Source organism: Frondihabitans sp. PhB188 (assembly GCF_003752365.1).
Lineage (GTDB): Bacteria > Actinomycetota > Actinomycetes > Actinomycetales > Microbacteriaceae > Frondihabitans.
Window position 1 is genome coordinate 133,772 of sequence record NZ_RJUO01000004.1, and the last position, 26,464, is coordinate 160,235.

Sequence of the window (26,464 nt, forward strand, 5' to 3'; positions counted from 1 at the left end):
GAGAATTTCAGCGCGCGTCACGAACCGTGCCTGCTGATCAGCCTCGTCACCCTGAGGCACCCCGACTATGACATCTCTCCTCTCACGCCTCGCCTTCCGTTTCGCCCGGCCGATCCTGCGTCTGCACTTCTGGCTCTACAGCCGGAATGTCGACCGCGCGTTCTTCCCCGAGGACGAACCCGAGGGTGTCGTCGGGGGGCCCGATCCCGAGCGCATCCTGTTCGTGGGCGATATCGCCGTCGCCGGCTACGGCGTCCTCCGTCACGGGATGAGCGCCGCTTCGTACACGGCGGCGGCCATCGGGCAGCGCACCGGCCGGGGTGTCACCTGGTCGACCCTGACCGCCTTCGACCTCACAGCGCATCGGGTGGCGACCCTGCCGTGCCACGACACGTACGACTTCTCGCGCGTCGTGTTCATGATCGGCATCCCCGACGTGCTCCTCGCCACCGACGCGGGCGCCTGGGGCCGCGACCTGCGCACCGTCTTCGCCCGCGCGCGGGAGTCGTTCGGCCCCGACACGCAGATCGTCTTCGCCGGCATCCCGCCCATGCACGAGTTCCAGCCCATCCCGCGGCTGGCGCGCCTGCTCATCAAGGAGCGGATCGACCAGCTCAACGCCACCGCCATGGCCGTCCTCGAGGAGGACCGCTCGGACGCGGGCAGCGTGTTCGTGGTCACTCCGGACTGGCGCGAGGGGCACGCCTACGTGCAGGAGAGCTTCTCGTGGAAGAAGCTGCACCACCTGTGGGGGACGACCATCGGGTCGGCTGCCGCCGGCTCGTCACGGTCGCCGGTCGGCGGGGCTCCCATCGCGGCGTGACCGCGCCGGTGACGACTCACACCTGGAGCTGCCACCCGACCATGAAGCCGGCCGTGACCCCGATCGCGACGAAGACCAGGCTGACCACGGTCCCGGCTATGGCGAGTCCTCTTCCGCGCTCGCCGGTCCGGGAGGTGCTGCGCAGAGCGATCAGGGAGACCACGAGACCGGCTGGCAGAAGACGAACGCCAGGACGAAGCCGATCACCGCGAGAGCGTTGAGCGGTACTGTCGACGCCAGGGAAGGCGTTCGGGTCGTGCTCGAATTCGTCATGGCCTCGGGTGTCCTTCCGACCGGGTGAATCGCCTCAGGCTAAGCCGCTCACGGCTGATGCGCCAGCCTCCTCGACCAGGCGCACCTTCACGTTGACAGCGACCTCGCCCCGAATCGACGGCTCTGCCCCCAGCCGCTCGAGAAGCAGCTCGCCCACCCGCCGGAGCGTCTCGGTGGCGGGTCTCTCGCCGGCAGTGGAGATGTGCGCGCTGACCGTCGTGAAGTCGTCGGCCCGGTCGATGTCGACGAGCACGTCCGGGACGCGCAGGGCGAGCCGCACGGCCACCGCCCCGGCGGCAGCCTCGAGGATCGGCTGCGCCGGGTAGACGCCCGAGACCCCCTCCGTCGCTCGGATGGCCGCCGTCAGCTGGCGGGAGAGCTCGGTGTCATCGGTCATCGGTGCGGTCCCCTCCCGGGTAGACATCGTCGATCGTGACGTCGATCTGGCCGATGACGAGCTCGGTGTGCTCCGCCAGCGCGCGTGTGATGCGCTCGCGAAGCCTGTCGGCCGTCTCGGCCACGGACATCCCGTACTCGAGGCCGGCCGTCACGTCGATGCGGATGGGCGCTCCGGGCGTCGTCACGTCTCCGTCCAGCACGCACCGGCCCATGATCACGCCGCCCATGGTGTCGCCGGCGCGGCGGATGACGCCTCGGACGGCCGCCTCGGTGAGTGCGAGCCGGAGCACGGGGTTCGGATGCCCGACGGGGATGTCCCTCCCGGATCGGATCTCGGTCTTGATGGTGTCGAGGAGTCCTGAGATCCAGGCATCGTCGCGGGCAGGATCGCGCCCGGACTCGTGCTCCAGCGCAGTGCGGGCGAGTTCCTGCATCCGGGTCATCCCCACGAGGGCGAGACGGCAGGCTGCGGAGGTCTCGATCGAGGGGTCGTACGGCGTGCGGCCTCGGTCGAGGTAGTCGCCGAGCTCTTCCATCGTGTGGCCGTCGAGGTCGTCTTCCGGCACGGAGGTAGCGTCGAATGTCATCGCCATGCCTCCATTTCGTGGAGAACGAATCGTCGGGCGCGAGCCAGGAGGCCCCGCACGGTGGAGACCGGGATCTCGAGTGCGTCCGAGATCTCCTGGTAGCTGTAGCCGGCGGTCTCTCGTAGTAGCCAACACCGTCGCTGATCCGCGGGGAGTCTGTCGAGAGCCTCCCACACGGCGTCGAGCTGCAGGCGGGTCTCGACGATCTTCTCGGGAGAGCGGGATTCGTGAGCCGGGGGGTTCACCTGGTCGATGTCGTCGTGATCGCGACGGACGCGGATCCTGTCGATCGCCTTGCGGGTGACGATGCGCATGAGCCAGTTGCGGACATGCGCGGGACTGTCGAGCTCGGCGATCTGCCGCCAGCCGGTCAGGAACGACTCCTGGACGACGTCGTCCGACTCGATGTCGGAGCCGAGGAGCTTGGCGGAGTACACCCGCATGAGGGGCCCGTGTCGACGCGCGAGCATCTCGAACGCGTGCACGTCGCCGTCGGCGGCTCGCGCGGCGAGAGTCGCGTCAGCAGCCTCCGACAGCGGATCGAGGTCGACGATGACGGCCTCCCTGATCGATCGAACGTGCGGCCGGATCGGCCTCCACCTGACTACCACCAACCTTGCACGCCGCACCAGCTGTTGGCCCGGAACCGACCCGAGACCGATCGGGCACCCAGCGAAGCCGTGCTTCTGCCCTCGTTCTGGGGGCGACGGCCGGCCCTTCGCGTCGAAAGCGAACTCCGAACATCTCATCAGACGGGTTTGTGACATTCGGTCCACTCATCTCGTCCTAACTCCTGACGGGCGGTCCATCGCCCAGTGAGACCGATCGCATGCCGCGGGAGGAGGAGAGAAGTGAGCACCACCCCCGCCACTGATGCGAGGTCGCAGGACCCCGATCCGATCTCGTCGCTGGTCGACGCGCCCCTGGCCCGCTTCGAGGTATCGGGGCGGAGCGCCGCCGAGGCCGCCCGTCTGTCGGAGCGCGCGTACGGAGGTGCGAGATTCACCGCCCTGGAGCCGGACGAGCCCTTCTCGTTTCGCTTCGCATCTCTCGGCGACGAGAACGTCAGCCTCCGCCTGTCGAGCCTGTCCGGCACTCTGGTCGGCGAGATCGGTCGGCTCGACGACTACGTCGCCACCTGGTTCCGTCAGGGCGGCGGCAGGATCGCGACCACCCGGGAGACCCTCGACCTCCGTCCCGGAGGTCTCGCCGTGCTCCCCTCCTCCGAGAGCTTCCGGTTCGAGACCGGGCCCGGCCTGCAGAACCTCGTGCACGTGGCGAGACCCTTCCTCGAGAGGATCGCGACCGAGCGTCACGGCGGCCCTGAGCAGCCCCTCGCGTTCCGGCACCAGGTCAGGCCCAGCGAAAGCGGCCTCGCGCAGTGGCGGCAGACCATGTCGGCGGCCTCGCCCGTCATCACCGACGCCGACGCGCCGCCACTGATCCGCATGGAGTCCAACCTCGCCGTAGCGCGAACGCTTCTGGACGTCTTCTCCTGGCACACGCATCACGTCCCGGCGGCGCTCCTGACACCGCGCCTCGCGAAGGTGCGGGCGACCGTGGAGTTCCTCCACGAGAACGCGCACCTGCCGATCACGCCGGCTGATGCCGCGTCGGCGGTCGGTTTGAACACGCGGTCCATGCAGAACTCGTTCCAGCGCCACCTCGAGATGTCGCCCACGGAGTACCTCCGTCGAGTGCGTCTCGACAGGGTGCGCCGGGACCTCCTCGAGCACACCCCGAAGACGGCGACGGTCAACGATCTCGCGCGCGCCTGGGGGTTCGGCAACCTGGGTCGATTCGCGTCGTCGTATCAGGCTCGCTTCGGGGAGAAACCGAACGAGACACTCCGGCGAGGGCGGCCTTCGGGAGTCCCTCCGCTGGCCGGAAACCGATCCGAACTGACGGTTTTCTGAAGATTTTCTGGACGCCCATGACGAAGTCATTAGTCAATGCGTCTGAATGATGTGCCCCACGAACTCGGGTGCAGCTCTCCGGGTCCCGGGTAGCACGACAACAAATATCAAGGAGAAAGCAAATGACGAACGTCACCCCCACCACGTCCAGCTCCGTCGCCAAGACCACCCCCGCCTCGGGAACCGCGACCGGCAAGAACACGATCGCCGAGGGCGTCGTCGAGAAGGTCGCCGGCATCGCCGCCCGCGAGGTGCCCGGCGTGCACGACCTCGGCAACGGTGCCGCTCGTGCCATCGGCGCGATCCGCTCCGCGATCAACCAGCAGGACCGCGGCCAGGGCATCAAGGTCGAGGTCGGCGAGAAGCAGGTCGCCGCTGACATCGTCGTCGTCGCCGAGTACCCGGTCGAGCTGCAGAAGCTCGCCGACAGCGTCCGCGCCAGCGTCACCGAGGCCATCTCGACCGTCGTCGGCATGGAGGTCACCGAGGTCAACGTCACCGTCTCCGACGTCTTCATCCCGTCGGACGACGAGGACAACGACACCGAGACCGAGAGCCGCGTCAAGTGACCTCCACTACCAAGGGAATGCTGATCGGCGCCGTGCTCGCGCTGACGGCAGTCGCATTCGGATTCTGGGCCATGATCCTGGTCGCTGTCGCGATCGTGATCGGCTGGGGTGTGGGCCGGGTCGTCGAGGGAAAGCTCGACGTGAAGTCCCTGTCTGACGCCCTCCGCGGGCGGCGGTCCTCGTGACCGCGGCGGTGATGGCCGACTCCGTGCCAGTCGACGCCGCGGCCGCCCGCGGCCTCCATGGCCGCACGAAGATCACCTCGCGCGCAGTGCGCCGGGTCGTGTCGGCCGTCACCGCGGACGCTCTCAGCGTCAGCGCCTCCGACGTGTCGGTGGAACTCGCCGACCACGACGGCTCACTGACCGTGATCGCGAAGACGCCGATCCACGTCAGTCCGCTGGGCGACGTCGGGCGTCGTTCGAGCGGCACCCTGCTGGAACGCCTGACGGCCGCCCAGACCACCATCCGCGACCGCTGCCTGCAGCTGACCGGATCCTCCATCGGCCGGGTCGACCTCCGCATCACGGGCGTCGACCTCCGTGAACGAAAGAGACTGTCATGACGACCCCCGGCCTCTACCGCCGCGTCGTGCGACGCGAGACGCATTCGTCTCGTTCTGGCATCGCCATCGTCCTGGCAGTGCTCCTGATCCTCGTCTTCGCCTGGATCGGCGTCGAGGCTGTCCTCGCAGCACTGAAGCAGCCTGCCCTCCTGGCCTCGCCGAAAGACGCCGCGGTCACGATCCTCGACGCGGCCAGCGCCCCCGTGGGGCTGCTGACCGCCGCCGGGGCCGTCGTCGCGGTGATCGGGATCATCCTGATCATCGTCGCGCTGGCACCCGGTCGCCGCGGCCGCCGCAGTGCGTCGTCTGACCGGACGGCGGCACTCGTCGACGACCGCGTGATCGCGCAGAGCATCGCCGGAACCGCCAGCTACGCCGGCGACATAGAGCCGGACCAGGTCAAGGTCACGGTCGGCAAGCGCTCCGTCGACGTCGACGTCACCCGTACGTCGGGGCGCACCGCCGACCTCCGCAGCATCCAGGAAGCCGTCGACGACGAGCTGTCGTCGTACGACTACAGCCCGAGCCTCCGCGGCAAGGTGCGCCTGTCCAAGGAAGGAACGGTCGCCTGATGACCAGCACGAATCGATTCCTCAACCGTCTGCTCGTCTTCGTCGTCGGACTCGTCCTGCTTCTGGCAGGTGGAGCTGTAGCGGCCGGGGCGCTCCTCGCCGACGTGAAGAAGAACGTCAGCCAGTCGGCGAAGGACGCCACGCAGCCCACGTCGGACGCCCTCTCCGGCGGCCAGCCCTGGATCCTGTGGGTGACGGCCGTGGCCGCGCTCGTCCTGATCCTGCTGCTCCTGTGGTTCATCTTCCGGCAGGGCCGTGGGCGCACGAACACGCTCCTCGAGGTCGCCGGCGGCGAAGGCAAGGGCTCGCCCACCGGCGGAACCCTGACCATCGACGCGAAGGTCGCCGAGCAGGTGCTCGAGGAGTCTCTGGCACGCGACCCGTCCATCGTGTCGGTCGACGTCAGCGCCTTCGAGGTCAAGAAGGAGAACGTGCTCCGCATCACGGCGCAGACCCGCCGCGGTGTCTCGCCGATCGAGGTGCGCCGGTCGATCGACCGCGCGGTCGCCGACTGGGACGCCCTCCTCGGAACCGCGACACCCGTCGTGATCCAGATCACCGGCGGGCTCCGCAGCCAGCTGACCGGCACCAGCCGCGTCGTATAGCACGTCAACCCCACCCACCGACGGCCTCCGGGCCACCACGAGAAGAAGGAAATCACCATGAGTGCAGCAGACAAGATCAAGGCCGCAGCCGAGACCGTCACCGGCAAGGCCAAGGAGGCCGTCGGCAACGCGACGGACAACGACAAGCTCGTCGCCGAGGGCAAGGCCGACCAGGTCAAGGGCAAGGGCCGCGACACTGCCGAAGACGTCAAGGACGCGTTCAAGAACTGATCGCTTTCGGCCCCCGCCCACACGGGCGGGGGCCGATCCTCTCCCCCGTCGAGACGAACACCCCGAGCGACCGCCACCGGCCACCGACGCGAGCTTCGCCCCGCAGATTCCCTCGCACCGACACGAAAGTCCCCCCGTGAGCCAGAAGAAGCCCGTCAGCCGGTCCACTGCTGAGCAACGACGCCAGCAGGCGCAGACCTACCCCACCACCTCCCGCCTCCTCGCCGAAGTGTTCGGCACGTTCCTCCTCGTCTTCGGAGGCGTGGGCACCGCTCTCTTCGCCTCGGCGTTTCCCACCAGCCAGAACCCCCTCGGCGTCGGCTTTCTCGGTGTCGCACTGGCGTTCGGCCTCACCGTGATGGCGGGCATCTACGCCGTCGGCCACATCTCCGGCGGGCACTTCAACCCCGCCGTCACCGTCGGCCTGGCGATCTCCGGCCGTACCGAGTGGCGGCATGTTCCGGGCTACATCGTCGCGCAGATCGTCGGCGGCGCGATCGCTTCCAGCGTCCTCGCCCTCATCGCCGCCGACGGGCCCTCGAACTACTTCGCCTCGGCTCGCGACAGCGGCTTCGCCTCCAACGGGTTCGGCACCTCGTCTCCCGGAGGATTCGGCCTCGGCGCCGTCTTCCTGGCCGAAGTCGTCCTGACCGCCGTGTTCGTCACCGTCATCCTCTCGATCACGGCGAAGCCCGAGTACAAGGCCGTCGCCCCCATCGGAATCGGATTCACGCTCACGCTGATCCACCTCATCAGCATCCCGATCAGCAACACCTCGGTGAACCCCGCCCGTTCCATCGCCGCCGCGATCTACGGCGGACCCACCGCTCTGGGGCAGCTCTGGGTGTTCATCGTCGCTCCGCTCGTCGGAGCCGCCATCGCAGGTCTCCTGCATCGTCAGCTCTCACGGACTCGCGCTCTCACTCTGAGCGACTAGCCAGCCCCACCTGTCACTGCCCCACCGAAGGAGAACCACATGACCGACGCAGTCACCGGAGACGCAACCCGGCCTCAGCCGGCACCCGTCGACCTCACCGGAATCGACCCGCACCACGCCGAGCAGGAGAGCCCGGAGCACCTTCTCGGCACGACGGTCGCCGAGACGGCCGCCGCGGTGACCGGAGTCCACCACCTCGGCGGCGTCGCCGCGCGCACCCTCGACCGCGCTCGCCGTCAGGTGCTCGGCACCTCGACCGCCCCCGGCGTGACGGTGGCGGTCGAGGACGGCACCACCGTCATCGACCTCGACATCGTCGTCGAGTACCCGCACGCCATCGACGACGTCGTCGACGAGACCCGCGTCCAGGTCGCTCACGCGGCTCGTCAGCTCGCAGCCGGTCCGGTCAGCGTCAACATCACCGTCACGGATATCCACGGTCCGTTCGACCAGGACCCGGCGATCCTCGACGCGATCGACCAGGCTGGCGAGAAGGCTCGCGATCTGCGCGACCAGGCCGGCGAGAAGGCCAGAGACCTGCGCGACCAGGCCGGTGAGACGGCCCAGGATCTGCGTGACCGGGCCGGTGCGACGGCGGACGACCTCCGTGATCGGGCGGACGACCTCCGGGATCAGGCCGACGTGAAGGTCGCCGAGATGAAGGAGAAGGCGGGGGAGCTGAAGGCGCAGGTCAGCGACACCGCAAGCGATCTCCGTGACCAGGCGGGGGCAGTCGCCTCCGACGCCGGTGACAAGGTCGACGAGTTCGCGGCCAAGGCCGATGCGAAGGTCGACGCTTTCCAGGCGCAAGCCGAAGCGAAGGTCGACGAGGTGGCCGAGTCCGCTTCGGATGCGGCCGAGACCGCCGGCGACGACCTGGCGCGACTCGACGCGAAGGCCGATCAGAAGCTCGACGAGCTGGACGCGAAAGCGGATCAGAAGCTCGACGAGCTCGACGATGCCGTCGACGCTCGGCGCCCTGCAGCCGAGCGTCCCGCCGACGAGCCCCGACCGTGAAGACCAGGTCGCGCGGCTACGGCCGCCACCCCAAGCCGCGAGCGGCGTGGACAGCGCTCATCGTCGCCGTCGTCCTCTGCGCCGTGATCGTCGTCGGGGTGCTCCTGCCGGTCCTCGGACTCATCGGCGGGGTGGGTGCCACCACCTTCGGCACCCTCCGAATCCCGGTCGGCGCGATCACGGCGTCGATCGTGATCAGCTACCTCATCGGCCTCGGCTTCCTGGCGCTCACTTTCCTCGCTCGTTTCGGGGCTCTGGCCTGGATCACGGCCGTCGCCGCGATCATCGCCACGCTCGTGGGGTCGCTCTGGCCCCTGTTCGCGACGGCATTCGCCAGCGTCGCTCAGGTCCAGGACGTCATCCCCTTCGTCCAGGAGCTGATCGGCCGCATCACCGGCAGCTGATCAGCCCTTGTCTCACCCCTCCACAACCGAAAGAGACCACCATGCGCAACAAGATCATCCTCGTCGGCCTCATCGCCGCAGTCATCTACTTCCGCGGGGCACGCTCGCACCGTCCCGTGAAGGGCAAGCAGCCTGAGACGCTCCGCCACCAAGCCGAGCGGCTCTGGAAGGACCCGAAGTCCGCCAAGGCCCGCAAGAAGCTCGGCAAGAAGGTGGCTGCCGCCGCGGCCGACCGTGTCAAGAAGGCCCGCAAGGCCTCCTGAGCCACCGGCCCTTCACCCCAACCGAAAGAGACCCATGCGCAAGATCCTGCTGATCGTCCTCGCCTGCTTCTTCCCGTTCCTCGCCGTGCTCATCGCCGAGGGCCCGAGCATCCGCGTGCTCTGGGCGTTCCTCCTCCAGCTGCTCGGTCATGTGCCGGGCGTCATCTACGGCATCTACCGCGTCCTGCGCGACTAGCTCAACCCCCGGCGCCGTCAGCGCGGCACGACCGGAAGGTCGAGCTCGAAGACGGCGCCGGAGGGCACCGCCAGGCAGCGGACGTCGCCGCCGTGCGCGCGGGCGATGCCCCGGGCGATGGGGAGGCCGAGTCCTGCGCCCCCCGATGCCTGCTCGCGCCCCGCATCGAGTCGAACGAGCCGGTCGAAGATCCGCTCTCTGTCGGATGCAGGAACTCCGGGACCGTCGTCGGCGATCGACAGGCGGGCGCGCGATTCGTCCGGCGGGTCGAGAGTCAGCGTCACGTGCCCGTGTCCTCTCGTCGCGCGCGCGGCGTTGTCCACGAGGTTGCCGATCACCTGAGCGAGACGGTCGGCATCGCCCCGAACGGTCACCGGCTCCTCGGGAAGCTGCGTCGTCACCTGAAGCGCGGGGTGTCGGAGACGGTGCCGATCCGCTTCGGCGCGGACGAGGTCGCCGAGATCGACCGGAGCCAGATCGAGCTCCAGCCCCCGGTCGACACGCGCCATCATCAGCATGTCGTCGATGAGGCGCGAAGCACGGCCCGCCTCCCGTGCCACATGGACGGCTAGCCGCTCGCGGTCCGCAGGGTCGGCGGGCGCGCGGACGAGAGTGTCGGCGGCTGCCCTCATGCCTGCGACGGGAGTCCGGAGCTCGTGCGCGGCGTCCGAGACGAAGGAGCGCACCCGCGCCTCGGCTTCCACGGCCTTCCGCTCGGCCCCCTCCACGGCGTCGAGCATCTCGTCGAAGGCCAGGGCGACCCGGCCGATCTCGGTCCGGGGCTTGGCCGGCGTCAGGCGTCGACCGCGGTCGCCGCCGGCGATCGACCTCGCGACGGCCGACATCCGGTCGAGGGGTCGGAGCGAGATGCGCATGACGAGAACCAGCCCGGCCGCTGCGATCAGCAGGAAGCCGGCGGATGCGCCGAGCATGACCCAGCGAAGCTGAGCGAGGGTCTGTCCGACCGACGAGGCGTCGGCCGTCAGCGTGATCGTCGAGCCGTCACTCAGGCGGGAGACGAGGGTGATGATCTGATCGTCCGCAGTGATCGTGGATGAGCTGATGGACACCGTCGCGGTCGGTGTCGCGGTGGACTGCGCCGGCGAAGTGGAATCCGCTGTCGGAGGCTGCTCATTCGCCGGCCCCGGCAGCCCCGCACCCGCCTTGGGTCCGGCCCGCAACTGAGCGGGCGTCGGGCCGGCGACCACGGAGTTGCCGTCTTCGTCGCGGATGACGACCGACAGCCCCTGGAACGACAGGCGCTCGGCGAGGTCGTCCGAGCTGACGGTGCCCACCAGGGCGGTGGCCGCCGACGCTCGATCGCGGAGGCGGTCTTCGATCTGCCCGCGGAGTCGTGATCCGAGAGTGGCCTCGACGGTCACTGCGAGGGCGCCGAGCAGGAGCACCAGCAGAAGCAGCACGGCCACTACGGCGCGGAGGCGCAGGGAGCCCGTGCGGAGCGGCTGCCCCGACGGCGGTGGCGATCCTGCGTTCATCGAGCCGGCTCGGAGACGGCGACCCGGTAGCCGATGCCGCGCACCGTGTGGATGAGCCGGCTGCCGTGCGCCTCCATCTTGCGGCGGAGCGAGCTCAGGTGCACCTCGACGAGGTTGGGGTCGTAGTCGTCGTACCCCCAGACCTGCGTCAGGATCTGGCCTTTCGAGAGCGTCCGGCCGCGGCTCGACGCGAGGAACTCCAGCAGGCGGAACTCGGTGGCCGTCAGATCGAGCCGATGCCCGCCGCGAGAGACGAGCGCCGCCTCCTGGTCGATCAGCAGATCGCCGATCTCGATCACCGACGGCACGCGGCCCCGCCGACGAAGAACAGCCGTGACCCGGGCGATGAGCTCGGCCATCGCGAACGGCTTGACGAGGTAGTCGTCGATGCCCTCCGAGAAGCCCCGGAGCCGGTCGTCGACCTCGTCGCGGGCTGTGAGCATCACGACCGCGGCGTCGGACACCGTGCGGACGGTCTGCGCGAGCTGGATACCGCTCGGTCCCGGCAGCATCCAGTCGAGAACGACCAGATCCGGCAGGAACGAGGCGAGCTCGCCGGTCAGCTCGAAGCCGTCTGCCGCTGTTCGACACGAGAAGCCCTCCGCGTGCAGGGCGGTGGCGACGGAGGTGCGGATCGTCTCGTCGTCGTCGACGATCAGGACGCGGGCAGGGTTGGGCATGGAGGGAACCCTACGTCGCGATCGGAGCGCCCGACCTAGGAAAGACCTGCTGGGAGCCTGAGCTTAAGCGATGCTTCAGATTCGACTTCGACGGTTGATCCACGGCCCGATCGGGCTTCATCACCCAAGGAGATCTCATGACCGACACACACGACAACGACGCCGACGACACCCGCCGCGCGGACGACCAGCCCACCGAGGAGTTCGCTCGGCCGACCGCCGGCACCCCGGCAGGCTCCGACGATTACGCCGCGACACGGGAGCTCCCGACCGCACCGCAGAACGCCGACTCGGCGTTCTGGGCCAGCCAGGCCGGGTACGCCACCGAGGTCGACGAGTCCCCTCGGCCTCGCGTCCGGAAGCGCGTCGTCATCGGCGCCGCCGCGCTGGCCCTGTGCCTGGGCGGTGTCGGCGTCGGAGCCGCTGCTGCCATGACCGGAGGGCCCGAGGCGAGCAGTGCGGCAGCCCCGAGCAGCACCGAGTCGAGCGCGCCGACCGACGCGGCGTCCGGCCAGCCCTCCGGCTCCGCGACGGACGCCCCGACGCGAACCGCCACGGACGCGCCGAAGGCGGCGCCCAGCGGCGCACCGGCTCCGGCGGGCGGCCCGGCCTGCGGCCCTGCAGCTGCGGGCGACGGCGCGACCCCTCCGGCACCGCCGAAGGGCGAGAAGGCGCCGGCTGCGCCGAAGGCCGGAAGCGCGCCGGCTGCGCCGAAGGGTGGAACGGCACCGGCCGCTCCCGAGAGCGGCACGACGCCCACGCCGCCGGCGCAGGGCGAGCAGCCCTCGGGTGCCCCGACGCCCGAGGCCACGGTGACGCCCGGCACGAAGTCGAGCTGACCCGCCCTTCGGCCGGCCCTGGCGAGCGCCTCGCGCGCGCTCGCCAGGGCTGGTCGAAAGTAGTTCCTTCCCGAGAAGAACATCGCGGAGTGGGTCATGCCGCTCGACTCGTACATCGATCCGGCCAGGTTCGAGACGTGTCCGGCTCGAACGTGGCGACAGCAGAGGACGTCCGTCAAGCGACGTTCGACGCGCGATGCCAAGCGTCCAGCGGATACCTTCGGGCCCTCTACGACGCGGAGTGGGAGCGTCAGATTCCGCTGCTGCACGACAACGCCGATGCGCTCGAGCGCGTGAAGGCGCAGAACGCCGCCTACGAGAAGCGGCTCGCGCAGAGCATCGGCGACCACGCGCCCGAGCGATAGTGACGACTCAGCCCGGCAATCATCGGGCGCGAGGTACCGCCAGAGTCGCTGACTGCAGGTCACGCCGTCATTTGCAACCCCCGGACAAGTCGATTTCGAGGTGACAGTGTCCAACAGGAACCCGCACCGGGTCGAACGCCGCGAAATCTCTCCACGATTTCTGAACCGCACTCGTGAATTCACGTCGTGCGTCGTGGGCAGCCCGCGCTGACCGATCACGCCGACTCATCGGCGTGCGTCCTCGCGGAGTTCCTCGAGCCCGTGTGCGCGGTGCCGCCCTACCGGTGCCGCGCACACGCTTCACCCATCGAAAGAAGATCCCCATGAGCACCTCTCCTCCCGACGACCAGACGTCCTTCTCGCCCCCGTTCGACCAGGCAGGCAAGGTCGCGGCCGACGCCCAGGACGCCGCCGGACATATTGCCGGCGTCTCAAAGGAGCAAGCCGGAGACGTCGCATCCGAGGTGAAGAGCCAGGCGAAGGAGCTCTTCTCTCAGACGACCTCCGAGCTCAAGGATCAGGCCGGCGCTCAGCAGCAGAAGGTGGCCGGGGGCCTGCGGTCGGTCTCCGACGAGCTCTCCTCGATGGCGGAGAAGTCCGACGGGAACGGCGTCGCCTCCGAACTCGTGCGCAACCTCTCCGGCCGCGCAGGATCGGCAGCGACCTGGCTCGACGGCCGCGATCCCGGTTCCCTTCTCGACGAGGTGAAGTCGTTCGCCGCCCGCAAGCCGGGTACGTTCATCGTGATCGCAGCGGGGGCCGGGATCCTGGCCGGTCGCCTCGCCAAATCGCTGGCCGCCGAATCCAAGTCGGCACCGTCGGCACCGTCGTCGCCGGACACCGCTCACGGCCCCCTCACGCACGTCGCCGAGACGGGCTACGAGCGGACTGCCGCGCCGGTCGAGACAGTCACGTCGTCGTCCGACTTCGACGAGTACGGCGACACCCGCACGTTCGACGAGCTCGTCGACGGACGAGCCTCGGAGCACCCGCTCGGAGAGCAGCGATGACCGACCCGGACTATCGCCCCGACGATCTCACAGCCGAGGAGAGAGCGGCCACGACCTCTCTTGGCGATCTCCTGTCGGGGGTGTCGCAGGACATCTCGACTCTGTTCCGCCAGGAGGTCGAACTCGCCAAGGCCGAGCTGACCGAGTCGGCGAAGAAGGCAGGCAAGGGTGCGGGAATGTTCGGCGGAGCAGGGCTCACAGGTCTGTTCTCCTTGCTCTTCCTGTCGATCGCGGCCTGGTGGGGTCTCGGCTTCGTGCTGAACAACGCCCTGTCGGCCGTCGTGGTCGCCGTGGTCTACGGGGTCGTGGCCCTGATCCTGTTCCTGCGGGGCAAGAAGGAACTCAAAGACATCACGGGAGCGCCGAAGACGGTCGACACCCTCAAGAAGATCCCCGAAACGATGAAGCCGGGAGGCACCGCATGAGCGACACCGATGGCACCAGCAAGACGCCTGACCAGATCCGAGCAGAGATCGACGCGACGAGGAGCGAGCTCGGCACGAACGTCGATGCGCTCGCCGACAAGGTCAATCCGACGCAGATCGCGCACCGCCAGGCCGACAAGGTCAAGAGCCGGTTCTCGGGCGTGAGAGAGACGGTCATGGGCAGCGTCCATGACAAGAAGGCGAGCGCAGGAACGGGCGCCGACGCCGTGAAGGACGCCGGCCAGCAGGCCGCCGACAAGGTCAAGGGCAACCCTCTCGCTGTCGGTCTCGTGGCCTTCGGCGCCGGCTGGCTGATCAGCTCGCTCATTCCCGCGTCGGACAAGGAGAAGGATCTCGCCGGACAGGTCAAGGAGAAGGCGGCTCCTCTCGTCGACCAGGCGAAGAGCGCGGCGCAGGACGTCGCGCAGAACCTCAAGGGCCCGGCGCAGGACGCCATCGGATCGGTCAAGAACACCGCGCAGGATGCCGTCGGCGCCGTGAAAGACGAGGCACAGTCGTCGGCATCCGACGTCAAGGACACCGCGCAGGCCGCCAAGGACGACGTCCAGAGCTCCTGACCCCGGACGACGGAGGCCGGGACCCTGGCGAACGCCCAGCGCGAGGCGCTCGCCGGGGCCGCGGCAGGTCGTCCGGCTCACAATCTGCCGAACGGGTGTCGCGGAGTGCCCCGCCGGGTGCCAGGCTGGGTCAACCAACGAAAGGTCGCAATGTCGCACCCTGATCCAGCAGTGCCGCTGTCCACCGCAACGCTCGGCCGCTTCGACGTGCCGACTCCCACGTACGACCGCGCGGCGGTGACGACCGGCATCGTCCACTTCGGCCTCGGCAACTTCCACCGCGCTCACCAGGCCATGTACGTCGACCGGCTGATGGAGGCCGGGGGAGCTCTCGACTGGGGCATCACCGGCGTCGGTGTCATGCCGCGCGACGCCGAGATGCGCGACGTGCTCGCCGCCCAGGACCACCTCTACACGCTCGTGCTCAAGCACCCCGACGGCAGCCTCGAGCCGCGCGTGGTCGGCTCGATCCACGACTTCCTCTATGCGCCCGACGACCCCGAGGCGGTGCTCGCGCTGATGAGCGCCCCGTCGACGCGCATCGTCTCGCTGACGGTGACCGAGGGCGGCTACAACATCGACCACGTCACCGGCGAGTTCGTGCTCGACGCCCCCGCGATCGCCGCCGACCTCGCCGACGGAGCCGTCCCCGCCACCATGTTCGGCTTCGTCACCGAGGCCCTCCGCCGACGCCGCGACGCGGGCGTCGAGCCGTTCACGGTCATGTCGTGCGACAACATCCAGGGCAACGGAGACACCGCCAGGCAGACCATCGTTGCTTTCGCGACAGCGAAGGCGCAGGAACTCGGCGCCTGGATCGAAGCCACCGTGGCTTTCCCGAACTCCATGGTCGACCGCATCACCCCCGTCACCTTCGACGCCGACCGCGACCTGGTCCGCGACGAGTTCGGCATCGACGACGCGTGGCCGGTCGTGGCCGAGCCGTTCGAGCAGTGGGTGCTCGAAGACCACTTCACGCTGGGGCGCCCGCCCTACGAGGAGGCCGGCGTGCAGGTGGTCGACGACGTCGTCCCGTACGAGCTGATGAAACTCCGCCTCCTGAACGCCTCGCACCAGGCGATGGCGTACTTCGGCATCCTGTCGGGCCACGCCTACGCGCACGAGGCCACGGCCGACCCGCTCATCCGCGAGCTGCTGCGGCGGTACATGGACGAAGAGGGCACGCCGACCCTCGAGCCGGTCCCGGGCATCGACCTCGACGCGTACAAGGCGACGCTGATCGACCGGTTCGGCAACCCGGCGATCCGCGACACGCTGGCTCGTCTGGCGGCGGAGTCGTCTGACCGGATCCCGAAGTGGCTGCTTCCCGTCGTGCGGGCGAACCTCGACGCGGGCGGGGATTTCCTGCTGTCGGCTGCGGTCGTCGCGAGCTGGGCCCGCTACGACGAGGGCGTCGACGAGAAGGGCGACCCGATCGACGTCGTCGACCAGCTTCGCGAGCCGCTCATGGCCGCGGCGGCCGGCAACCGCGCCGACGACCTCGCATTCCTGCGCAATCGGGACGTCTTCGGCGACCTCGTCGACGACGAGCGCTTCGTCGCCGCCTACCGCGCCACCCTGGCGACCCTGCACGCGGACGGGGCCCAGGCCGCCCTTCGCACGGTGCTCGCCGGCGCCTGAGCGGCGCTGATCAGGGGACGGGGACGGGCTTCGCCGCAGGATCCGCCCACCCGGCACGGAGGCGGGCGATCGCGCGATCGAAGGCCGGCAGCAGCTCGACCGTGTCGAGGAGCGTCGACTGGAGCTGCAGGCCCTCGTAGAGCGCGATGACCTGCTCTGCCGCGTGGAGCGGAGCCATCGAGCGGGGCTCGCGCTTGGCGATGACGTCGCGCGTGAGGAAGAGCCCGACGTCTTGCACGAAGCCGGAGTACTGAGCCCGGTACCAGCCGCGACCGGGGTGAGCGGGGTCGGAGGCAGCACCGAGGAGGGCCATCCGCGTGCGGATGAGCGCGGGGTCGGCGGCGGCCGCCTCGAGGAGGGAGCGCACGTAGGCCACTCCGCCCTCTGTCTCGGCCACGACGACCCGCTCGCGCCGGAGCGTGCCCGACCAGGCGTCGAGGATCGCGATCACGAGGAGGTCCCAGCTCGGGAACACCATCTCGACCGTCTCGGTGTCGACGCGAGCGACGCGTGCGATGTCGGCGACGCGCACGGAGCGGTGCCCTTCGGCGCGGAAGGCATCGACGCCGGCATGGACGACGCGTCGGCGCAGTTCAGCGGTGATCGATGGATCGGTGAGTTCCATCCGCCCATCCTCCTCTAAGTCGGGCGTGCATGTCGGAAGCGCCGCCTGCGGCGCCGCCGCAGCGCCGCGCCCAGAACGCGAGATGCCCCGATCCGGGCTTCCACAGGCTGTGGATGCCCAGATCGGGGCAAGTCGCGAGGCGGTGCGGCGGCCGGTGAGGGCCAGCCGCTACTTCGTCTTCTGCGAGACGATCTGCGACTGCTTCGACACCGAGTTGTGCAGGTGCAGGAGCAGGATCCGCTTCGTGCTCGCCGTCGTGCGGTGCACCGCGATGCCGGGCGACTGGTCGCGCAGCAGGACGCCGCCGAGGTCGTCCGACTTCTTCTGCGAGAACCACAGGCTCGGCGCGAAGACGTCGAAGGTGGCTGCGTTCGTCTGGTCGACGACGTAGCTGCCGGTCGAGGCCAGACCCGGCGCGTACGCCGACTCGGTCGCGACCTCGTAGGTGATCGACGTCTTCTTCGACTTGCTCGTGAAGCCGAGCGCCTTGAGCGAGACCGGGAGCACCGCCACCGAGCTGTCGAAGGTGTTGACGTCGACGCCGGCGTAGTCGGCGTTGAACGGCTCCACGTCGACGGCCTTGCCCGAGACGAGGTCGATCGTCGTGACGAATGTGGCGTCAGCCGTCGTCGACTTCGTCACGTAGGTCACGAAGTCGGCCTCGCCGTCGCCGTCCGTGTCGATGTACACCTCGGGGGCGCCGTCGACGCCGGGGTTGGCGATCGGTCCGTTCGTCTTGACTCCGAACGACAGGATGCCGTCGGATCTGTCTTTCTCGAGCGGGGCCGTCGACGCCGCACCGACCGCGATGAGGTCGGCACCGGCGAGCGACTGCTGCGGCGAGCCGGCGGGGAACGTCTTCACCGGGCTGGTGGCTCCGAGCACGAACGCGGCCGTGAGGCCCGTGTAGGCCTGGACGCCGGTGCCCTGCTTCAGCGTGGTGCCGCTGATGCCGAGAACAGCCGTGGTCGACGTCTTCTTCGCGAAGACGGCGGTGGCTCCGGTGTTCGCCGAGATCGGCTTCGGGGCGGCGAAGACCGAGAGGCGCAACGGCGACCTGGTCGAGTCGGCCGGGGTGAACTGCACCGAGCCGGTCGCCGAAGCCACGAAGTCGCGCACGATCTCGGCGTCGCCGACTCCGGCGGTCGCGTTCTGCGTCGGGTCGATGACCTTGCGCAGGGCCTTCGGGTCGGGGATCTTCATCGTGAGCGTGACTGTCACGTCACCGCGGGCGGGGACGACGACGGTCGACGCCGAGACGGTGAAGGTGACCCCGGGGGCCGCGATCCGCGACGCGTACGCCACGGAGTACGTCTGCGACGTGTTGCCCGAGTTGTGCAGCACCAGCGTGCGCTTCGCCGTCAGAGGCTTCGAGACCGCCACAGCGCCGTACGAGGCGGTGATGAGCCCTTCGTTCTCGTCCGAGCGGACCGTCACCTGGTTGGTGACCGCCTGGAGCGCGTCGATGCGGCCGGTGCCCTGGCTGATCGTCGAGTAGAGGTTGCCGTCGGCGTCCTTCAGGTCGTGCGTGGCCGTGTTCATGATGTCGGCCTTGACCTGCTTGGCGGTCCAGCCGTCGTGGGCCTCGAACACGAGGGCGGCGATGCCGGCGGCGTCGGGGGAGGCCATCGACGTTCCGCTCTCGGAGGTGCGCCCCGTTCCTGCGCCCGAGAGAACCGACAGCACGTTCACACCGGGGGCGGCCACGTCGGGCTTCACGATCTTGTCGTACGAGCCGTGCACTCCCCGCGAGCTGAAGGTCGCGAGGGTGTCGGTCAGGCTCGGGACGATCTCGGACTTGTAGAGGCGCAGGGAGTCCTTGAACGACACGGTGACAGTGTCGCCGCCGTCGACAGTGCGGAGGATCGCCGCGTAGGCGTCCTTCGTGATCTCGGCGCCGGGGATGTCGGCGTTGCCCGAGATGCCGGCGTCGAACACGTTGACCGAGCCGCCGAGCAGCACGCCCGCGGCACCCGCGTTGGTGGCGTTGGTGAAGCGCGTGACGGACCCGCACTCGAGGGCGGCGTCGTTCCAGTGCAGAAGCACGATCTTGCCGGCGATCCTGGCGGCGTCGTCCGACGAGAACGGCGCGCAGCCGGTCGATCCGGCGGCACTCGGCACGAAGACGTCGGCCCTGAGGGTCAGCGGCTTCGTGTAGGCGATCGAGTACTGGGCGTTGTACGTGCCGCTGATGCCAGCCGGTGCGGTGACGTCGATGCCGTCGTAGACGGCGGAGCCGCTCGAGGCCGCGGCGACGCTGAGGCCGTTCTCGGAGTTGGCGGGGCTGCCGCCGACGTCCGTGAAGTCGCCCGAGTTGCCCGCCGACATGACCGGGAGCACGCCGCGCGCGACGAGGGCATCGACCTTGGCGTTGTCGGGGTCGTCGGGGTTCGAGTAGTCCGAGCCGAGCGACATGTTGACGACGTTGATGTTCTTGCCCTGCGTCAGCGCCTGGCCGACCCAGTCGAGGGCCGCGCCGGTGAGGTCGGTCGAGCCGCCGCCGTCGCCGAAGACCTTCAGCGAGTAGAGGCCGGAGTTAGGAGCCGAGCCCGGGCCGATGTACATGTCGTTGACGGAGTCGGTCGTGAGGTCGCCGTAGTCGCCGGTGAACGTCGTCTTGTCGGCGTTCTCGCCGAATCCGGCCGCGGTGCCGGCGACGTGCGAGCCGTGTCCGCCGCCGCGCCCGTCGATCGGGTTGGCGTCGGGAGCCGGGTCGGGGTCGTAGGCGTCCGAGTCCGGGTCGGCGTTGTAGGTGGCGCCGGCGAAGTCGGTTCCGCCCAGGAACTTGGCGGAGTCGTAGAGAGAGGAGGCGGGCGCCGCGGTGCTCGCCAGCGCCTCGTCGTAGGCGGCCGTCGTGCCGGGGCCGCCGAAGTCGGCGTGCGTGTAGTCGAGGCCCGTGTCGATGACGGCGATGTTGATGCCGGTGCCGGTGTGGCCGGTCTGCTGCCAGGCGTTGAGCGTGCGCGTGTAGATCGCGTCGTTCGAGTTCAGCGGCGCTTCCTCGCCCTTGGTCGTGACCGGCTTCGGAACACTCCGCTGGGTGATCGGGCTGATGCTGACGACGTCGCTGCGTGCCGCTATGGCCTTCAGGACGGACGCATCGGCGATGACGGCGACGCCGGGAACCGTGTACGCGGTCGTGTACAGCGTGGTGACAGCGGGGTCGGCCGAGGCGATCGCCTTGGTGACGGCGGAGTTCGTGCGGCGGATGTCGGCGACGCGGTTCTTGGCGGCCGACGACTGCGGACGCCCGGAGAGCGAGCCGCCCTTCGCCGTCGCATCGACGCTGAGGGCGCCGGCGCCCTCGGTGCGGACGAACACGGCGACCTTGCCGGTGGCCTTGTCGAGACGGGCGTTCAGCTTCAGGGCCGGAGCGAGGCTGGTGAGCGAGCCGGGCGAGGTGCTCGCGGTCGCGATCTGGGAGGTGGTGGCGAGTGAGGCGGCGACGAGTGCCGCTGCTGCGACCGAGGCAAGGGCTACCTTGCGGATCGGCCGGGATGACGAACGTGGCAAAGAGTGTCCTTGGGCTTGGGCCGGAGCCGAACGGTCTGGTCTGAGGAGCTTGCCAAATCCATATCGGATTCACAACGCTTTGTCAGCGTGTCGTGGACGGATTCGTCCACCTCGGTCACTTCCGGGGGAGGCCGGGTGTGTCGAACCGAACGGGAGTCTCGATGACGACCGAGAGCGAGTCGCCCACCGCCGGGCGCGGTGCGGGGCCGACGACGGCGTGCACGCGGCCGCCGTCGACGTCGAGCGCCACGCGGAAGCCGTCCTCGATCGGGACCACCGCGGTGACGATCGCTCGCTCGCCGCTTCCGCCGGGCGTCACCCGCACATGGACGGCGCGCGTGAGCACGGTCTGACCATCGCGCAGGATCTCGCCGTCGTACCCGAGGAATCGCGCGACCTCGGCTGTCGGCGGCGCATCGAGCACGGCCTGCGCGGGCCCGTCGGCGGCGATCCTGCCGTCGAGCAGCACCAGGATCCGGTCGGCGAGGGCCCATGCCTCGGCCCGGTCGTGCGCGACCACGAGAGTCCCGCCACGGCGGGAGCGGAGCGCCGACGACGTGTCGTTCAGCAGGGCGGCCCGGCTCGCGCCGTCGAGGCCGGCGAACGGCTCGTCGAGCAGGAGCACGTCGGCGTCGACCGCGAGGGCCCGCGCGAGGTGCACGCGCCGCTGCTCGCCGCCCGACAGCAGGGAGGCTCGACGGTCGGCGAGGTGGTCGGCCGCCAGCTGAGTGAGGGCCGCGCGGGCTCGGGGGCGGCGCTCCGATCGCGGGACCCCCCACCAGCCGAGGGCGAGCTCCACGTTGGCGAGGGCCGAGCGCCGCGCCATGCCGGGGGTCTGCAGGGCCGTGGCGATCCTGCCGTCGATCTCGAAGGTGCCGCCCGACGGTGTCACGAGGCCCGTGAGCGCGGACAGCAGTGTGCTCTTTCCCGCGCCGTTCGGCCCGAGCAGGGCGACGACCTCGCCGTCGCCGATGGTGAACGAGGCGCCCCGGAGCACGGGGCGGCCATCGCGGGCGACCTCGAGATCGCGCACCGATACGAGCACTGTCACAGTCGCACCCGGTTCACAGTCGTACCCGCCCGATCCCTCGCCCGCCGGCCCGCCGGTCGGCGTACTGGAGCACGGTGAGCAGCCCTGCCACGACCGCGATCAGCGCGAGCAGGACGATGCCGATGGCCAGCCCCTCGCTGAAGCGGCCGGCCTCCACCTTCTGCAGGGCGGCGCTGGCCAGCGTCTGGTCGAGCCCCTCGATGTTGCCGCCGACCAGCACGACGGCCCCGACCTCCGACAGCGCGGAGCCGGCGGCGGCGATGATGCCGGCGAGCACGCCGATGCGCGCCTCGCGGAGAGCCAGCATCGCGACGGCGACGCGGGAGGCTCCGAACGCGCGGGCCTGATCGAGCAGCCCCGCGTCGATCGACTGCACCGACGATGCCGTCAGCGCGACGACGATCGGCACGGCGAGGATCGTCTGCGCCACGAACACGCCCTCGAGCGTGAAGAGGAGGCGGAGGTGGCCGAGGGGAGCCGCCGGAAACAGCAGCAGCGACAGCACGAGGCCGACCACGACGGGCGGGAGGCCCATTCCGGCGTTGGCTGCCGCCAGGCCGATCCTGCGCCCGCGGAACCTGCCCAGGCCGAGCGCCAGACCGGCCGGGACTCCCGCGACGATGGCGATGCCCGTCGACACCCCCGCCACCTGCAGTGTCACGCCGACGATCGACCGAAGCGCAGGATCGCCCGACACGATCAGGTGCCACGCCTCGCGCAGCCCGATCTCGAAGAAGCTCACGGGGTCGGCGCGCTCGTCGGCTCGCCGGTCACGTACACCAGCGTGCCGTCGTCGAGGCGGTAGACGGTGCCGACCCTGCTGCCGTTGCCGACCACGGTTCCCGACTCGGCGGGCACCGGCCCGCTGGTCTCGCCGGGCTTGACCGTGACCTGATCGCTCGTCGACTGCTTCAGGCCCTGCTCGGTGAACGCCTTGGTGAGGCCGAGCGACGAGAGACCCGCCAGCAGGAACGCCACGGCCAGCACGATGCCCACGTCGAACAGGTTGACGAGGCCGTCGAGCGGGTCTCCGGCGCGGTCGGCGTTGCGGCGGGCGCGGGGTGTGACCTTGATCACCGGGGGCCGTCCGTTGCTGCGCCCGCGTCGACGGCGACCTCGGTCGACCCCGCGCCTGCGTCGCCCGGCACCTCGCTCGGCGCCGTCAGCACCGCGGCGACGAACTCGAGGTCGGAGAAGTCCTGTCCGTAGAGCCGCTCGCGCACCAGCGACAGCGCGAAGGCGACGACGCCGATGAGGATTCCCAGCACCGTCACGCTGAACGCGACGCGGAGGTTCTCGGTGAGGGTCGTGACGTCGCCCTGCGCGAGCCCTTGAAGCGCCGGCGAGAGCGGGATCAGCGTGCCCATCAGTCCGAGCGCGGGGCCGAGGCGCACGAGCAGCCGGGTGCGGCCGAGGCGGCGCTGGCAGGCGAAGTCGAAGTCGGCCAGCTCTTTCGCGATGCGGGTGTCGCCGCCCGCGGTGCCGGCGACCTCGGTGAAGACGTCGAGCGAGCGCTGCATGCCGGCGCTCCGCCCCGCCGGGATCAGGGCCGTGCGGGCGGCTTCGCGCTCGCCGCCGTCGATGGCCGCCCGGCCCTTCTCGGCCGCCGTCACGAGAGCGGACATGCGCCGACGCCTTCGCCGTGCTGTCTCGACCAGGAACGACCCGACCTCCACGATCAGCCAGGCGAGCGAGGCCAGCGCGATCACGATCACGGGCAGCTCGAGCACTGCCGCCGCCGCGAACACGGCCTGGTAGATGCCTTCGGTCACCGAGGGTCCTTTCGTGGGCGCGCCCGCGACGAGCGGACCTCCCGAACGATACCGAGAGCCAGCAGGAACGCGAGACCCGCACCTCCCGCAAGCGCCAGCAGCTGGCGCCGATGGTCGGCCTCCACCGTCGCGGCCCGCGCCGAGGGCGCTGAGGCCCGCGCCGCTTCCGGTGCCGTCGTGGTCGGCGTCGTGCCCGCCGCGAGGATCACGTAACCGGTAACGGGAGTTTCCGTCTCGCGGGGCGACGTCGGCGTGGCGGTCTTCTTCGTGCCTTTTTGTACAGTGCTCTTCGGGGCAGGGCTCTTCTGTGCGGGGCCCGTCGACGTGCCGCTCGCGGCGCCGTCGGCAGCCGTGCCGTTCTTGGCCTGGCTCTTCGTGTCGGTCGTCGAGGGGGCCGCGCCGCCGCGGCTGCCCGAGCTCGTCACCGGACCGGTCGTCGGCCCCTTCTCGCCCGAGCCGCCGCCCGCGGACCCCGCCGCCGACGGGCTCGGCGATGGCGAGACGACCGGCGAGGTCGCCGTCATGGTCACGGCGGAGGAGACCCCGACCGACCCGTCGGAGCCGGACGCGATCACACGGGCCGGGTAGGTGCCGGCCGCCGTGTACCGGTGCGAGATCGTGTCTCGGGTGCCGGGCACGTCGGGGCCGTCTCCGAAGTCCCAGACATACGAGTAGGTGACGCCGGGTGCCCCGGCAGGGACGCTCGCTGTGAAGGGCAGGTCGGTGGCGATCGGCACGGAGGTCGACGGCGTCGCGATGATCGGCGTGTTCAGCTGCGCCGCGACATGGACGGCGAGGGAGATCGGGCTGTTCGAGAGGCCCTGGAAGTTCGGGTTGGTGTCGGTGTCGTTGCGGAGGGGTTCGATGTAGCCGAGCGCCTCGGACGAGGTGAAGACTGCCGGGAGCAGGCCGTCGGGGTAGGGGAAACCGGCGTCGGTCGGCTCGCCGAGGTCGGCCGGGGTGAGAGTCGAGGTCAGGCCGCGGACGGAGATGTCGACCGACGACACCGCCGCGACGGGGATACCCAGGTCGTTCTGCAGGAGCGTGCGGACGGCGATACCGCGGGTCTCGACGCTGATGGTCGAGCCCCCGGTCCTCGACCGGGTCGGGTACGAGGCGTTGACGTCACCGGCGAGCACCTGCGCCTGGGTTACCGTGCGGGTGGCCGAATCGCCGGCCTCGATCGTGACCAGCACGCAGGGTTGTCTGGCGGGGCAGCTCTGGTCGGAGCCGATCGCCGCGCTCGCCGGAACGGCGCCCCCCGCCGCTGCGAGGGGCGCGGTCAGGAGCAGCGCTGCGATGAGGAGCGCCGCTGCTCGCACCCGATGGGCGCCGGGGCGCCTGTGGATCACTTCGTGGTGACGACTTTCTGGTCGGAGAAGTAGCCGGTGAGACCGGGGCCGGTGTAGACGACCCGGAGGTGCCACGTGCGGTCCTTGGAACCCAGATCGTACTTCAGCACCGACGAGGCCACGCCCGACGGCACCTTCGTGGCGACGAGATTCGACCAGCTTGTCGAGCCGCCCTCGAAGTAGCCCTGCAGCGTCATCGTGTTCGCAGCAGTCGTCGTCTTCGCGGCGAGCTTCACGCTGACGGTCGCGTCGTGGCTCGCGGTGGTGCTGAGCCCGACGATCTTGGCCGGCGGGGTGCTGAGGATCACGCGCGACAGCAACTGCGACGCGTCGGCGAGGATGTCGCCGAAGATCGGGTTCAGCGTGGCGTTCTCGACCTGGGTGCCGCCCGCCGACTTCAGCGAGTAGACGTAGTTCAGCTTGGGTGTGAACGCGATCTTGTACTTGCCGTTCTCGTCGGTCGTGCCCGTCGCGACCTTCTTCGCCGTGGCATCCGGGGTGGGCGACGGCACCGCGTAGAGGTCGACCGTCTTGCCGGCCAGCGCGGGCGTGCCCGGCGTGACGTTGGCGAGCGTGCCCGAGAAGGTCAGCGGCTTGCCAAAGACCACCGTCGACGCGAGCTTGGCGTTCGTGATCGACGGCGCGGCCGAGGGGATGAACGGCGGGTCGTCGTCGGCGGCGAGGAACTTCCCGACGGCGGTCTGGCCGGTCGGCGAGGTGATCCAGTTCAAGAACGCCTTGGCGCCGGCCGTGTTGATCTGGCTGCCGGCCGGGACGGCGTCCGGGTTGACGGCATACGCGTGGAACGAGTTGACGAGCGCCGTGCTGGTGCCGGGCGCCGAGTCGGAGTTGTCGCGCGTCAGGATCTTCAGGTTCGAGACGGCCTTCGTCGAGACGAGGTACTGGTACGTGCCCCGGTCGGTGAAGACGTAGCAGTCGTCGTCTCCGAACGAGCAGCTGTCGCCCGCCACGACGTTCGGCCCCTGCGTGAGGCCGGTGGAGTGGTACCAGTCCGGCAGGTCGGCCGCCGTGGCGCAGGCGCCGTCGCCCGTGCTCGGCGCCTTGCCGCCGCCGTTCGCGTCGGTGACGGTGCAGTCCTGGACGCCGGAGGTGAGGCCCCAGATGGCGTGCTCCTGCACGGTGGTTCCCGGGGTGCCTCCGCGCGAGACGAAGTTGGCCTTGTGGTCGGCTCCGGCCGCGGCGATCTTCTCGAATGCGCCGGCGATGTCGTGGGAGTCGTCCGTCAGCACGCCCGCGGGGTCGCTGGCGGGGCCGAGCAGCACGTAGTCGCCCCAGAAGATCGCTCGGCCGTACTTCTCGGCCGAGTAGCCCTGGTCGACGAACTGGTTCTCGAGGCTCGCGGCGTGCACGATCATCGCGGACGCCGTGCCGGCCTCGGCGTAGGCGATGGCGGCGCCCGTGCCCTTGCTGACGTAGTTGAGGGTGTACTGCGGGTAGGCCTTCTCGAAGCCGGGCTTGATCACCGACTGCACGAGGTTCGAGTCGTACACGTCGCTCGTGCCCACCACGGTGAGGGTCGAGGAGTCGTCGGCATGGGCCGGCTGGGCCCCGACGAGGGCGGAGGCGAGGAGTGCGGCGCTCGCGGCGACAGCGGCGGCGACGTATCTGCGGTGAATTGCCCGGGTCTCAAGACTCATATGCGAATCCTCGCAGATTCCCGGCGAAACGGAAGACGTCGTCACCAACCCGTAATGAGTCCGGGCCGCGCGCCGACGCACGGAGCGAGTGTCGGTGGCTCG

Annotated in this window: 33 protein-coding genes; 19 read left to right on the plus strand and 14 right to left on the minus strand. The window is 69.8% G+C overall.

Annotated elements, in window-relative coordinates; all coding sequences use genetic code 11:
• The first annotated feature begins 67 nt into the window (after nucleotides 1-67).
• A complete protein-coding gene (locus tag EDF46_RS12645; protein WP_123506674.1) occupies nucleotides 68-823 on the plus strand; it encodes a GDSL-type esterase/lipase family protein in 756 nt (251 codons plus the stop codon).
• Nucleotides 824-839: 16 nt separating this feature from the next.
• On the opposite strand, the gene EDF46_RS18370 is transcribed toward EDF46_RS12645, so the two are convergent.
• The 4 genes from EDF46_RS18370 to EDF46_RS12660 form a co-directional block, all read right to left on the minus strand.
• Nucleotides 840-986, minus strand: coding sequence for a hypothetical protein (locus tag EDF46_RS18370; RefSeq protein ID WP_158614243.1), 147 nt, complete (start codon nucleotides 984-986; stop codon nucleotides 840-842).
• 144 nt (nucleotides 987-1,130) lie between these two features.
• Nucleotides 1,131-1,493, minus strand: a complete 363-nt coding sequence (locus tag EDF46_RS12650; RefSeq protein WP_123506675.1) for a hypothetical protein — start codon at nucleotides 1,491-1,493, stop codon at nucleotides 1,131-1,133.
• Nucleotides 1,483-2,082 (minus strand): Asp23/Gls24 family envelope stress response protein, encoded by a 600-nt coding sequence (locus EDF46_RS12655; RefSeq protein ID WP_158614244.1) that lies wholly within the window; start codon nucleotides 2,080-2,082, stop codon nucleotides 1,483-1,485. The genes EDF46_RS12650 and EDF46_RS12655 overlap by 11 nt, the downstream gene beginning before the upstream one ends.
• Nucleotides 2,079-2,693: an RNA polymerase sigma factor gene (locus EDF46_RS12660; RefSeq protein ID WP_370454118.1), complete on the minus strand. Its 615-nt coding sequence runs from the start codon at nucleotides 2,691-2,693 to the stop codon at nucleotides 2,079-2,081. Before EDF46_RS12660 ends, EDF46_RS12655 begins: the two co-directional genes overlap by 4 nt.
• A 240-nt stretch (nucleotides 2,694-2,933) precedes the next feature.
• Here EDF46_RS12660 and EDF46_RS12665 point away from each other — a divergent pair, with 240 nt between their 5' ends.
• From EDF46_RS12665 to EDF46_RS12720, 12 genes are all read left to right on the plus strand, one after another.
• The gene (locus tag EDF46_RS12665) at nucleotides 2,934-3,998 is read left to right on the plus strand and encodes a helix-turn-helix domain-containing protein (protein WP_158614245.1); all 1,065 of its coding nucleotides are present in this window, start codon (nucleotides 2,934-2,936) and stop codon (nucleotides 3,996-3,998) included.
• A gap of 122 nt (nucleotides 3,999-4,120) precedes the next feature.
• Entirely contained in the window at nucleotides 4,121-4,567 is a 447-nt protein-coding gene (locus tag EDF46_RS12670) for an Asp23/Gls24 family envelope stress response protein (protein WP_123506679.1), read from the plus strand.
• Complete coding sequence (locus EDF46_RS12675) at nucleotides 4,564-4,752, plus strand: DUF2273 domain-containing protein (protein WP_123506680.1); 189 nt, start codon at nucleotides 4,564-4,566, stop codon at nucleotides 4,750-4,752. Before EDF46_RS12670 ends, EDF46_RS12675 begins: the two co-directional genes overlap by 4 nt.
• 23 nt (nucleotides 4,753-4,775) lie before the next feature.
• Complete coding sequence (locus tag EDF46_RS12680; RefSeq protein WP_233580024.1) at nucleotides 4,776-5,132, plus strand: hypothetical protein; 357 nt, start codon at nucleotides 4,776-4,778, stop codon at nucleotides 5,130-5,132.
• On the plus strand, nucleotides 5,129-5,704 hold the full coding sequence (locus EDF46_RS12685; RefSeq protein ID WP_123506681.1) for a DUF6286 domain-containing protein: 576 nt from the start codon (nucleotides 5,129-5,131) through the stop codon (nucleotides 5,702-5,704). Before EDF46_RS12680 ends, EDF46_RS12685 begins: the two co-directional genes overlap by 4 nt.
• Nucleotides 5,704-6,309: a hypothetical protein gene (locus tag EDF46_RS12690; protein WP_123506682.1), complete on the plus strand. Its 606-nt coding sequence runs from the start codon at nucleotides 5,704-5,706 to the stop codon at nucleotides 6,307-6,309. Before EDF46_RS12685 ends, EDF46_RS12690 begins: the two co-directional genes overlap by 1 nt.
• Nucleotides 6,310-6,366: 57 nt before the next feature.
• Nucleotides 6,367-6,540: a CsbD family protein gene (locus EDF46_RS12695; protein WP_123506683.1), complete on the plus strand. Its 174-nt coding sequence runs from the start codon at nucleotides 6,367-6,369 to the stop codon at nucleotides 6,538-6,540.
• A gap of 136 nt (nucleotides 6,541-6,676) precedes the next feature.
• Nucleotides 6,677-7,477, plus strand: coding sequence for an aquaporin Z (aqpZ, locus tag EDF46_RS12700; protein ID WP_123506684.1), 801 nt, complete (start codon nucleotides 6,677-6,679; stop codon nucleotides 7,475-7,477).
• 39 nt (nucleotides 7,478-7,516) lie between these two features.
• Nucleotides 7,517-8,494, plus strand: coding sequence for an Asp23/Gls24 family envelope stress response protein (locus EDF46_RS12705; RefSeq protein ID WP_123506685.1), 978 nt, complete (start codon nucleotides 7,517-7,519; stop codon nucleotides 8,492-8,494).
• Nucleotides 8,491-8,898 (plus strand): hypothetical protein, encoded by a 408-nt coding sequence (locus EDF46_RS12710; RefSeq protein WP_123506686.1) that lies wholly within the window; start codon nucleotides 8,491-8,493, stop codon nucleotides 8,896-8,898. Before EDF46_RS12705 ends, EDF46_RS12710 begins: the two co-directional genes overlap by 4 nt.
• Nucleotides 8,899-8,939: 41 nt before the next feature.
• The gene (locus tag EDF46_RS12715) at nucleotides 8,940-9,161 is read left to right on the plus strand and encodes a hypothetical protein (RefSeq protein ID WP_123506687.1); all 222 of its coding nucleotides are present in this window, start codon (nucleotides 8,940-8,942) and stop codon (nucleotides 9,159-9,161) included.
• A 34-nt stretch (nucleotides 9,162-9,195) separates the two neighbouring features.
• On the plus strand, nucleotides 9,196-9,357 hold the full coding sequence (locus EDF46_RS12720; RefSeq protein ID WP_123506688.1) for a YqaE/Pmp3 family membrane protein: 162 nt from the start codon (nucleotides 9,196-9,198) through the stop codon (nucleotides 9,355-9,357).
• A 17-nt stretch (nucleotides 9,358-9,374) separates the two neighbouring features.
• Here the strand turns inward: EDF46_RS12720 and EDF46_RS12725 are convergent, their stop codons facing one another.
• Together EDF46_RS12725 and EDF46_RS12730 are read right to left on the minus strand one after the other, a co-directional pair.
• Nucleotides 9,375-10,853: a cell wall metabolism sensor histidine kinase WalK gene (locus EDF46_RS12725; RefSeq protein ID WP_123506689.1), complete on the minus strand. Its 1,479-nt coding sequence runs from the start codon at nucleotides 10,851-10,853 to the stop codon at nucleotides 9,375-9,377.
• Complete coding sequence (locus tag EDF46_RS12730; RefSeq protein ID WP_123506690.1) at nucleotides 10,850-11,533, minus strand: response regulator transcription factor; 684 nt, start codon at nucleotides 11,531-11,533, stop codon at nucleotides 10,850-10,852. The genes EDF46_RS12725 and EDF46_RS12730 overlap by 4 nt, the downstream gene beginning before the upstream one ends.
• A 137-nt stretch (nucleotides 11,534-11,670) precedes the next feature.
• Here EDF46_RS12730 and EDF46_RS12735 point away from each other — a divergent pair, with 137 nt between their 5' ends.
• The 6 genes from EDF46_RS12735 to EDF46_RS12760 all read left to right on the plus strand — a co-directional run bounded on the left by EDF46_RS12735 (nucleotide 11,671) and on the right by EDF46_RS12760 (nucleotide 16,391).
• The gene (locus EDF46_RS12735) at nucleotides 11,671-12,372 is read left to right on the plus strand and encodes a hypothetical protein (protein WP_123506691.1); all 702 of its coding nucleotides are present in this window, start codon (nucleotides 11,671-11,673) and stop codon (nucleotides 12,370-12,372) included.
• A gap of 137 nt (nucleotides 12,373-12,509) precedes the next feature.
• The gene (locus tag EDF46_RS12740) at nucleotides 12,510-12,737 is read left to right on the plus strand and encodes a hypothetical protein (protein ID WP_123506692.1); all 228 of its coding nucleotides are present in this window, start codon (nucleotides 12,510-12,512) and stop codon (nucleotides 12,735-12,737) included.
• Nucleotides 12,738-13,060: 323 nt separating this feature from the next.
• The gene (locus tag EDF46_RS12745; RefSeq protein ID WP_123506693.1) at nucleotides 13,061-13,747 is read left to right on the plus strand and encodes a hypothetical protein; all 687 of its coding nucleotides are present in this window, start codon (nucleotides 13,061-13,063) and stop codon (nucleotides 13,745-13,747) included.
• On the plus strand, nucleotides 13,744-14,172 hold the full coding sequence (locus tag EDF46_RS12750; protein ID WP_123506694.1) for a phage holin family protein: 429 nt from the start codon (nucleotides 13,744-13,746) through the stop codon (nucleotides 14,170-14,172). The genes EDF46_RS12745 and EDF46_RS12750 overlap by 4 nt, the downstream gene beginning before the upstream one ends.
• Nucleotides 14,169-14,750, plus strand: a complete 582-nt coding sequence (locus EDF46_RS12755; RefSeq protein ID WP_123506695.1) for a DUF3618 domain-containing protein — start codon at nucleotides 14,169-14,171, stop codon at nucleotides 14,748-14,750. The genes EDF46_RS12750 and EDF46_RS12755 overlap by 4 nt, the downstream gene beginning before the upstream one ends.
• A gap of 150 nt (nucleotides 14,751-14,900) precedes the next feature.
• Entirely contained in the window at nucleotides 14,901-16,391 is a 1,491-nt protein-coding gene (locus EDF46_RS12760) for a mannitol dehydrogenase family protein (protein ID WP_123506696.1), read from the plus strand.
• Between the two features lie 10 nt (nucleotides 16,392-16,401).
• Here the strand turns inward: EDF46_RS12760 and EDF46_RS12765 are convergent, their stop codons facing one another.
• The 8 genes from EDF46_RS12765 to EDF46_RS12800 form a co-directional block, all read right to left on the minus strand.
• Entirely contained in the window at nucleotides 16,402-17,016 is a 615-nt protein-coding gene (locus EDF46_RS12765; protein ID WP_123506697.1) for a TetR/AcrR family transcriptional regulator, read from the minus strand.
• Between the two features lie 168 nt (nucleotides 17,017-17,184).
• Nucleotides 17,185-20,529: a S8 family serine peptidase gene (locus EDF46_RS12770; protein WP_123506698.1), complete on the minus strand. Its 3,345-nt coding sequence runs from the start codon at nucleotides 20,527-20,529 to the stop codon at nucleotides 17,185-17,187.
• A 115-nt stretch (nucleotides 20,530-20,644) separates the two neighbouring features.
• Nucleotides 20,645-21,580: an ABC transporter ATP-binding protein gene (locus EDF46_RS12775; RefSeq protein WP_123506699.1), complete on the minus strand. Its 936-nt coding sequence runs from the start codon at nucleotides 21,578-21,580 to the stop codon at nucleotides 20,645-20,647.
• 13 nt (nucleotides 21,581-21,593) lie between these two features.
• Nucleotides 21,594-22,322: an ABC transporter permease gene (locus EDF46_RS12780; protein WP_123506700.1), complete on the minus strand. Its 729-nt coding sequence runs from the start codon at nucleotides 22,320-22,322 to the stop codon at nucleotides 21,594-21,596.
• Entirely contained in the window at nucleotides 22,319-22,657 is a 339-nt protein-coding gene (locus EDF46_RS12785; RefSeq protein ID WP_123506701.1) for a DUF2149 domain-containing protein, read from the minus strand. The genes EDF46_RS12780 and EDF46_RS12785 overlap by 4 nt, the downstream gene beginning before the upstream one ends.
• Nucleotides 22,654-23,352 carry a MotA/TolQ/ExbB proton channel family protein gene (locus EDF46_RS12790; RefSeq protein WP_199738278.1) on the minus strand — a complete coding sequence of 233 codons (699 nt, stop codon included), beginning with the start codon at nucleotides 23,350-23,352 and terminating at the stop codon, nucleotides 22,654-22,656. Before EDF46_RS12790 ends, EDF46_RS12785 begins: the two co-directional genes overlap by 4 nt.
• Nucleotides 23,349-24,548, minus strand: coding sequence for a PKD domain-containing protein (locus EDF46_RS12795; RefSeq protein WP_148061213.1), 1,200 nt, complete (start codon nucleotides 24,546-24,548; stop codon nucleotides 23,349-23,351). Before EDF46_RS12795 ends, EDF46_RS12790 begins: the two co-directional genes overlap by 4 nt.
• A 152-nt stretch (nucleotides 24,549-24,700) precedes the next feature.
• On the minus strand, nucleotides 24,701-26,362 hold the full coding sequence (locus tag EDF46_RS12800) for a substrate-binding domain-containing protein (RefSeq protein ID WP_123506703.1): 1,662 nt from the start codon (nucleotides 26,360-26,362) through the stop codon (nucleotides 24,701-24,703).
• Between the last annotated feature and the right edge of the window lie 102 nt (nucleotides 26,363-26,464).